Raw genomic sequence first — 7514 nt, forward strand, 5'->3', positions numbered from 1 at the left:
TGTCGATTTTTATAGTCTAACCCAGTGAAATTCACAGCGTTAAGGGGAAATGCCCATTTTATGCTCAAACTCCATCGTTTATGGCTGCTTTTTGTCTGTATACTGCTAAGCAGCTGTACTCCAGCCGATAAAAAAGCCGATTTGACCGTTGAGCATGCAGCACGAGGCGCATTTGCTGCCGCCATTTCACATGATGGTCGTTACAGTTTAGTGTCATCCGTAGAACATGGTGTCAGTCTTTGGGACAATCAAGTCCATGGCTTAAAATATCAGTGGCAACAATCCAAGCCCGATGGCAATTTAGTTCATTCTCTTGCTATCGCCTATGACAACAGCGTGGCTGTTACCGCAGAAAACGAAACCTTCGCAGTTTGGAGCATCACAACTGGTAAAAACCTAGGCTATTACCAAATCCAAACAGGTACCATCAGAGACATTGCCATTAGCAATCAGGGCCGCTATGTGCTTTATGGACGCAGTGACAATGTGGTCGTGCATCTGGACTTAGAAAGCGGAAGACGTATAGAGTTCCTCGGTCATCAAGAAAAAATTAACTCTATCGCCTTATCCCCCAACGGACACTTTGCACTGACGGGGGCAAATGACTACAGCGCATACTTTTGGGATACCAGAACAGGACAAGTGATCCACCGCTTTAACCACCCAAGCCGAGTAACGAAAGTCGCGCTTGATGCAACGGGTCAATATGCTTTTACCGCTGATAGCCTAAAAAAAGCCAGCATTTGGCAACTGGCTTCGGGTGATCTTGTTTCACAATTGCAGTATATTGCGCGGCAGAAAATATTTAGCGCAGTACGCTTTAATCAAGCTGGCACTTTACTCGCCACGGGCGCGCCAAATAGAGAGCTTACTCTATGGCGCGTTGCAGACGGTGAAAAGCTTGGCCTATGGAAAGTGCAGCCACGCGAAGGCAGCCGCCCAAAATCAGCAGTTGTGTTCGATGTCACATTTGTTGAGCAAGACACAGCCCTAATGGCGGAAAGTTCAAGCGGGCTATTAGAGCGTTTTAATCAAGTGGAGTCCCGATGACAGAGTTAGAAAATCGCGTTATGGAGCTTGAAGCCAAGGTGGCCTTTCAAGACGATACCATTGAAACCCTCAATGATGAACTCAAGACTCATCAACAAAGGCTTGCAAGAATGCAACGGCAAATAGAGTTATTAGGTGAAAAGATCAAAGAAAGCCAAGAAGAAGGCCTGATGCCTCAGCACCAAGAGCCTCCCCCGCCGCATTACTAACGTTAAGCCAGAGTTACTCTGGCTTAAACACTCCTATTACTTGCTCAAAGTGGCGAGTTGATGCTTGAACGGCTTCCTTAGGTTGAGTCATCACATGGCCACACTTAACACATTCTACTTTTTCCACATCGTGCTCTTTAAATAGCATCATCACATCAAGCTCTTTACACTCAGGGCACGATGCCCCAGCAATAAAACGTTTTTTCTGTCTCACGGCTTTGCCCCTACTACACTATTAAGCCAATCTCGAATTGTGTTCATTTTAACCTAAAGCAACATCTATAGATACGATTGTAAGCACTGAACAGCCCAATAAGTACAACAGTGCTGACTTATATACCAACCTTCATGTTATGATTACCTACATTCGGGTTTAACAACAAAGCATTATGATCCAGCTGTCTGATATTGAATTATTGCGTGGCACCAAAAGCCTATTGAAAAATGCCAGCGCCACTTTATTTCCTGAGCATAAAGTGGGCCTAGTGGGAGCCAATGGCTGCGGAAAATCTTCCCTGTTTGCACTATTAAAGGGCGAATTAACACTGGATGCGGGTGAGTTTCTCATCCCAAAAGACTGGTCGATAGCCTCAGTAAAACAGGAAACGCCCGCGCTAGATATCAGTGCTTTGGATTATGTACTACAAGGCCACCCTGAATATTACCAATGTAGAGTGGCACTGCAACAAGCCGAACAAGCACAAGATGGTGCTAAGCAAGCACAAGTTCACCAACAGCTAGAGCTCATGAAAGGCTACAGCATTGAAGCTAAAGCAGGTGAACTGCTACATGGTTTGGGCTTTAGCAATGAGCAGATAAGTCACCCTGTGAGCGCTTTTTCTGGGGGCTGGCGAATGCGCTTAAACTTAGCGCAGGCACTTATCCGTGACGCAGACTTATTGCTACTCGATGAGCCGACAAACCACTTGGACTTGGATGCGGTTTATTGGCTAGAGCGATTTTTGCGCGCCTACACAGGCACCTTGGTGCTGATCTCTCACGACAGAGAGTTTTTAGATGCGGTAGTGGATCAAATCTGGCACATAGAGCAACAGAAAATTAATGTCTACAAGGGCCATTATTCTCAGTTCGAGCGCCAAAAAGCAGAGCGAATGGCGCAGCATCAGGCTCTATTTGAAAAGCAACAGGAGCAGATTGCTCACTTAGAAAAGTTTATTACGCGCTTCAAGGCCAAAGCCAGTAAGGCTAAACAGGCGCAAAGCCGTGTTAAAGCGCTGGAGCGTATGGAAAAGCTAGCACCCGCTCATGCCGACTCACCATTTGACTTTGAGTTTGCCGAGCCCACAGCATTGCCCAATCCGCTGATGACATTGGACGGTGCTCAGGCAGGCTACGGCGATGTGACCGTGCTCAACAAAATCAAATTAAATTTAGTACCCGGCAGTCGTATTGCTTTACTCGGCCGCAACGGTGCGGGTAAATCAACCTTGATAAAGTTGCTTGCCGGAGAGCTTAGTCCGCAAGCAGGTGACGTCTTTACTCATCAGGGTTTAAGAATTGGTTACTTTGCACAGCATCAGTTGGAGTCTTTAGATCTCAGTGCCAGTGCAGTCACGCATATTCAGCGTTTAGACCCCAAAGCCAGTGAGCAATCTCTGCGCGACTTTTTAGGAGGGTTTGCGTTTAACGGCGACAGAGCGCTTGAACCTGTAGCACCGTTTTCTGGTGGCGAGAAAGCCAGGCTTGTACTTGCCATGCTGGTGTATCAAAAGCCTAACCTCTTATTACTTGATGAACCAACCAACCATTTGGATCTAGAAATGCGTCATGCTTTAGTCATGGCGCTTCAGGGTTTTGAAGGGGCCATGGTTACCGTATCGCACGATCGCCATATGTTGAAAAATACCGCCGATGAATACTATTTGGTAGACAATGGTGAGGTAACACAATTTGGCTATGACCTTGATGCCTACTATCAATGGCTATTAAACGCCAACAAGGAAGCGAGTAAAAAACCAGAGACCGAAACCAAGGCCCACTCCAGTAGCAACCGCAAAGAGCAAAAACGCCTTGAAGCAGAATTTCGCAAGTCGGTGCAGCCACTGAAAAAAGAAATCGAAAAGCTTGAAAAATCTCTCGATAAATATTCAGATCAACTATCAACAATAGAGCAACAGTTGGCAAACAACGACTTATATCAAGAGGAAAACAAAGCCCAGCTGACTGAGCTACTTGCACAGCAGGCAAAGATTACGCCACTACTCAACGACGTCGAAGAGTCACTTCTGCTCGCTTTGGAAGAACTCGAAGAAAAGCAAACCTCATTTGAGCAAAGCCTTGAGTTATGAAGCAGTTAAGTGAGCAGGCTTTTTGGGAGTTTTCATGCCAGCTGTATCAGCAAGGGAATGCGCAAAACACCTTGCTGATGCTGCAAAATGAGCGCCAGAAAAATATCAATCTGTGCCTGCTATTACTTTACCTAGAAAAATTACAGTTACAGATAAGTGAGCCTGATATCGCTCACTTAACAGTGCTTTGTCAGCAGTTAGACACTCTATTGTTGGCACCACATAGGGCGATAAGAGCAAACCTTAAACAAAGCTACTCACAACACGCTCACTATCAAACACTTCGTAAACAGCTATTACAAAGCGAGCTACAGCTTGAGCGCTTGCAACAAGCAGAGCTGCTTAGGCTCACTCAGCAACTTTCATTGCAACCGCTCACCCTTAGTCAAAACCTGTCACTGTACCTCAATAAATACGATGCTACTTTGTTGCTACAAAGCCTAACTGACGAAAAATCATGATCTCGATCAAGGTCTTACTGGCCATAAAACTCGTGCGTTTAGAAACTTGATCTCGATCATATCAGCCGTCCTAAAGGAGGGCTAAGATTACTACATCGACAAGTTAGGAGGCCGCAGCCATGAACGTATTCTTCAGAGATTTTTTTAGTGACCCAGTACTATTTCTCTCTTTTGGGATCTTAGGCACAGTGATTGGGCTATGTGTCTTCTACGTTTATTACTTTGTTAAAAAAGTACAAGAGGCTGAAATACCTCATTAGTAGGGAAGTCATTCTCAAGCTGTGAGTAGATACAGCAGAACTATAAGTTCCCCCAGCAGTAAACAAATTAAGCACGACGCACAAAGCACCTTACTAACCTAGTTAGTCGGGTGCTTTTTATTTTGTATGGCTTAGCTCAATGCAGCCCCATATCGCCTGTACCTGTTATCCTAAGCAGAGGTTTGCTAAACTTCACTTCCCTTTGATTGTAAGACGCTTTATGGACTATTCATTCAACAGCGCATGGTGGATGCGCAATCGACACGCGCAAACAATTCTGCCGCGCTTTTTTCGCCCGTTGCAAAAAGTACCGGTACAGTTTGAAGAGCTAACTACCCCTGATGGTGACTTTTTAGAGCTCGCATGGGCACAGAAAAAACGTCCAGATGCGCCGCTGGCCATTATTTTACATGGTCTAGAGGGCAACATTAACAGCTTTTACGCCAAAGGTATGCTCAAGGCTTTAACACGCAGTGGCTTTGATGCCGTACTAATGCACTTTCGCAATTGTTCTCGCGCAGCCAATAAATTACCCAGAGCCTATCACAGTGGTGAAACATCAGATCTTGGATTTCTTATCCACACCTTAAAACAGCGCTTTGTTGACAGACCGCTATACGCGGTTGGCTTTTCTTTAGGTGGAAATGTTCTGGCTAAGTATTTGGGCGAGCAGCGTCAGCATAGTGGCTTGCAAGGTGCCGCAGTAATTTCCGCGCCACATCATCTATCTTCCTCATGTCAGGTGATCAGAAAAAGTTGCTATGGGCTATATCAAAAATACCTGCTCGATAGAATGAAACGTTCATTCTCACGCAAACTAGATACCATTGCGGATGTACTCGCCGTCAATGAACAGCAATTGCACGCTATCAATGACCTGTGGCAATTTGATAATTTAATCACCGCACCGCTGCATGGTTTTGACGGCGCGGAAGATTACTACACACAAGCTAGCGCACAGAACTACCTGAAGCATATCGTGACACCCACGCTGTTGATCCACGCACAAGATGACCCAATGCTATCATCACAGACTGTACCACAATCCGAGCAAGTCAGTGATAGTGTGACTTTAGCAGTGTCTCGCAAGGGCGGCCACGTTGGTTTTATCTCGGGTAACAACCCTTTCAAACCTGAGTTTTGGCTGGAAAAAGCCGTTCCCCATTACTTCAATTCATTGTCAGCAAAGAGCCATGTATGATCATTCCTTATCAACAACTTGATACAACCACACTTAATAACCTGATTGAGCACTATGTGCTGCGCGAAGGCACCGACTATGGTGAACAGGAATTTTCAACAGAAGCAAAAGTAGAACATGTTAAAGCGCAATTGAAATCTGGTGAAGCCTTGATCGTGTATTCGGAGTTACATGAGTCTGTCAATATTGTCTCAAAGGCGCAATTTCAGGCGATGCAAGACGAAGATTACTCTGAATATCAGTAACTGGTCGCAGAGCGTTTAGCCTGCTGGCAATTTCAGTTATAGTCTAGGTAAATCCAGAATAACTTAAGGCAGGCTCATGACATTACGTTTTACTCTTTGCGCTCTTGCTTTGTCGGCTTTGTCGGCTTTGACCGCACAAGCGCAAGATTATCAAGCATCAGAACGCGCACATAGGATAGCGCAAAAAAGCATCCTAATTGATACCCACATTGACGTACCTTATCGACTAGAAGACAAGTGGGATGATGTGAGTAAGGCTACCGAAGGTGGTGACTTCGATTATCCAAGAGCCGTTAAAGGTGGCTTGAACGCACCTTTTATGTCTATTTACATCCCTGCTCACCTTGAGTTTGAAGGCCAAGGTAAAAGCTACCAACTGGCTAACCAGCTTATTGATGGAATGGAAGCCCTTGCATTTAGAGCACCAGACAAGTTCGCCGTCGCTTACTCCAGTAAAGACATTTTTACCCACTTCAAGCAAGGCAAAATGTCCATTGCGATGGGTATGGAAAATGGCTCTCCCATTGAAGGAGATCTCAAAAACTTAAAACACTTTTTTGATAGAGGTGTGCGTTACATTACTTTAGCCCACTCTCAAAGTAATCATATTTCTGATTCTTCATACGATATTCGTCGCAAGTGGAAGGGGTTAAGCCCTTTTGGTAAAGAGCTGGTTGTAGAAATGAACAAAATTGGCATGTTAGTCGATGTGTCACATATTTCTGATGCTGCATTTTATCAAGTTATGGAGCTGTCTAAAGTGCCAGTCATCGCATCGCACTCATCACTGAGAAAGTACACGCCGGGCTTTGAGCGTAATATGGACGATGACATGCTCAAAGCGCTGAAAAAGAACGGCGGTGTCATTCAGATTAACTTTGGTTCAAGCTTCGTCACCTCCAGCGCCCAAAACTGGTATAAAAAGCGTGACAATGCAGCGCAGCGAGAAGACTTCATCAAAGACAATCCATTCCCATTTGCAACTCTTGAGCAGGTCCTAGATCACATAGATCACGTGGTTAAACTCATTGGCATTGACCATGTAGGTATTGGCTCTGACTATGATGGTGTAGGTGACTCTCTACCTGTGGGATTAAAAGACGTATCAAGCTACCCAAATCTAATTCAAGGCTTGCTAGATAGAGGCTACAGTGAAGTAGATATTAAGAAGATCTTATCCGGCAACACATTGCGAGTTTGGAAACAAGCCGAGGAATACGCGGCGCAATTCTAGTCCTACCAAGCAAAGCGCTGTTGCGCTTTGCTTCTGTCCATTTATACCTCACCATCACAACAAAACCACTCCTGTCAAAACTTGCTGTTCAACCAAGAAACAATTTCCAAAGCGATAAAGAGTGAACCGACGACTGACTAAATACAAGAAGTGGTTGTGGGAGCTGTAACTTATGAAGAGTGAACCGACGACTAACTAAATACAAGAAGTGGTTGCGGGAGCTGTAACTTATGAAGAGTGAACCGACGACTGACTAAATACAAGAAGTGGTTGTGGGAGCTGTAACTTATGAAGAGTGAACCGACGACTGTCTGAATACAGGAAGTGGTTGTGGGAGCTGTAACTTATGAAGAGTGAACCGACGACTGTCTGAATACAGGAAGTGGTTGCGAGAGCTGTAACTTATGAAAAGTGAACCGACGACTGACTAAATACAAGAAGTGGTTGTGGGAGCTGTAACTTATGAAGAGTGAACCGACGACTGACTAAACACAAGAAGTGGTTGTGGGAGCTGTAACTTATGAAGAGTGAACCGACGACTGACT

9 protein-coding genes are annotated in these 7514 nt (G+C 45.0%); 8 read left to right on the plus strand and 1 reads right to left on the minus strand.

The features are described from left to right. The first annotated feature begins 60 nt into the window (after positions 1 to 60). Both BET10_RS15670 and BET10_RS15675 read left to right on the plus strand, forming a co-directional pair. Positions 61 to 1050: a WD40 repeat domain-containing protein gene (locus tag BET10_RS15670; protein WP_070986538.1), complete on the plus strand. Its 990-nt coding sequence runs from the start codon at positions 61 to 63 to the stop codon at positions 1048 to 1050. Beyond that, complete coding sequence (locus BET10_RS15675; RefSeq protein ID WP_070986539.1) at positions 1047 to 1259, plus strand: SlyX family protein; 213 nt, start codon at positions 1047 to 1049, stop codon at positions 1257 to 1259. The genes BET10_RS15670 and BET10_RS15675 overlap by 4 nt, the downstream gene beginning before the upstream one ends. A 13-nt stretch (positions 1260 to 1272) precedes the next feature. On the opposite strand, the gene BET10_RS15680 is transcribed toward BET10_RS15675, so the two are convergent. Next, positions 1273 to 1473 carry a YheV family putative zinc ribbon protein gene (locus tag BET10_RS15680; RefSeq protein WP_070986540.1) on the minus strand — a complete coding sequence of 67 codons (201 nt, stop codon included), beginning with the start codon at positions 1471 to 1473 and terminating at the stop codon, positions 1273 to 1275. Between the two features lie 175 nt (positions 1474 to 1648). Here BET10_RS15680 and BET10_RS15685 point away from each other — a divergent pair, with 175 nt between their 5' ends. The 6 genes from BET10_RS15685 (at position 1649) to BET10_RS15705 (ending at position 6969) form a co-directional block, all read left to right on the plus strand. Further along, a complete protein-coding gene (locus BET10_RS15685; protein WP_070986541.1) occupies positions 1649 to 3568 on the plus strand; it encodes an ATP-binding cassette domain-containing protein in 1920 nt (639 codons plus the stop codon). Next, complete coding sequence (locus BET10_RS15690; protein ID WP_070986542.1) at positions 3565 to 4029, plus strand: TIGR02444 family protein; 465 nt, start codon at positions 3565 to 3567, stop codon at positions 4027 to 4029. Before BET10_RS15685 ends, BET10_RS15690 begins: the two co-directional genes overlap by 4 nt. A gap of 119 nt (positions 4030 to 4148) precedes the next feature. Next, complete coding sequence (locus tag BET10_RS21215) at positions 4149 to 4289, plus strand: DUF3149 domain-containing protein (protein ID WP_083330578.1); 141 nt, start codon at positions 4149 to 4151, stop codon at positions 4287 to 4289. Between the two features lie 220 nt (positions 4290 to 4509). Further along, positions 4510 to 5490, plus strand: a complete 981-nt coding sequence (locus BET10_RS15695) for a hydrolase (RefSeq protein WP_070986543.1) — start codon at positions 4510 to 4512, stop codon at positions 5488 to 5490. Further along, a complete protein-coding gene (locus BET10_RS15700; protein ID WP_070986544.1) occupies positions 5487 to 5735 on the plus strand; it encodes a YheU family protein in 249 nt (82 codons plus the stop codon). Before BET10_RS15695 ends, BET10_RS15700 begins: the two co-directional genes overlap by 4 nt. Before the next feature lie 76 nt (positions 5736 to 5811). Further along, positions 5812 to 6969: a dipeptidase gene (locus BET10_RS15705; RefSeq protein WP_070986545.1), complete on the plus strand. Its 1158-nt coding sequence runs from the start codon at positions 5812 to 5814 to the stop codon at positions 6967 to 6969. The last annotated feature ends 545 nt before the right edge of the window (positions 6970 to 7514 follow it).

This window comes from Pseudoalteromonas amylolytica, assembly GCF_001854605.1.
Lineage (GTDB): Bacteria > Pseudomonadota > Gammaproteobacteria > Enterobacterales > Alteromonadaceae > Pseudoalteromonas > Pseudoalteromonas amylolytica.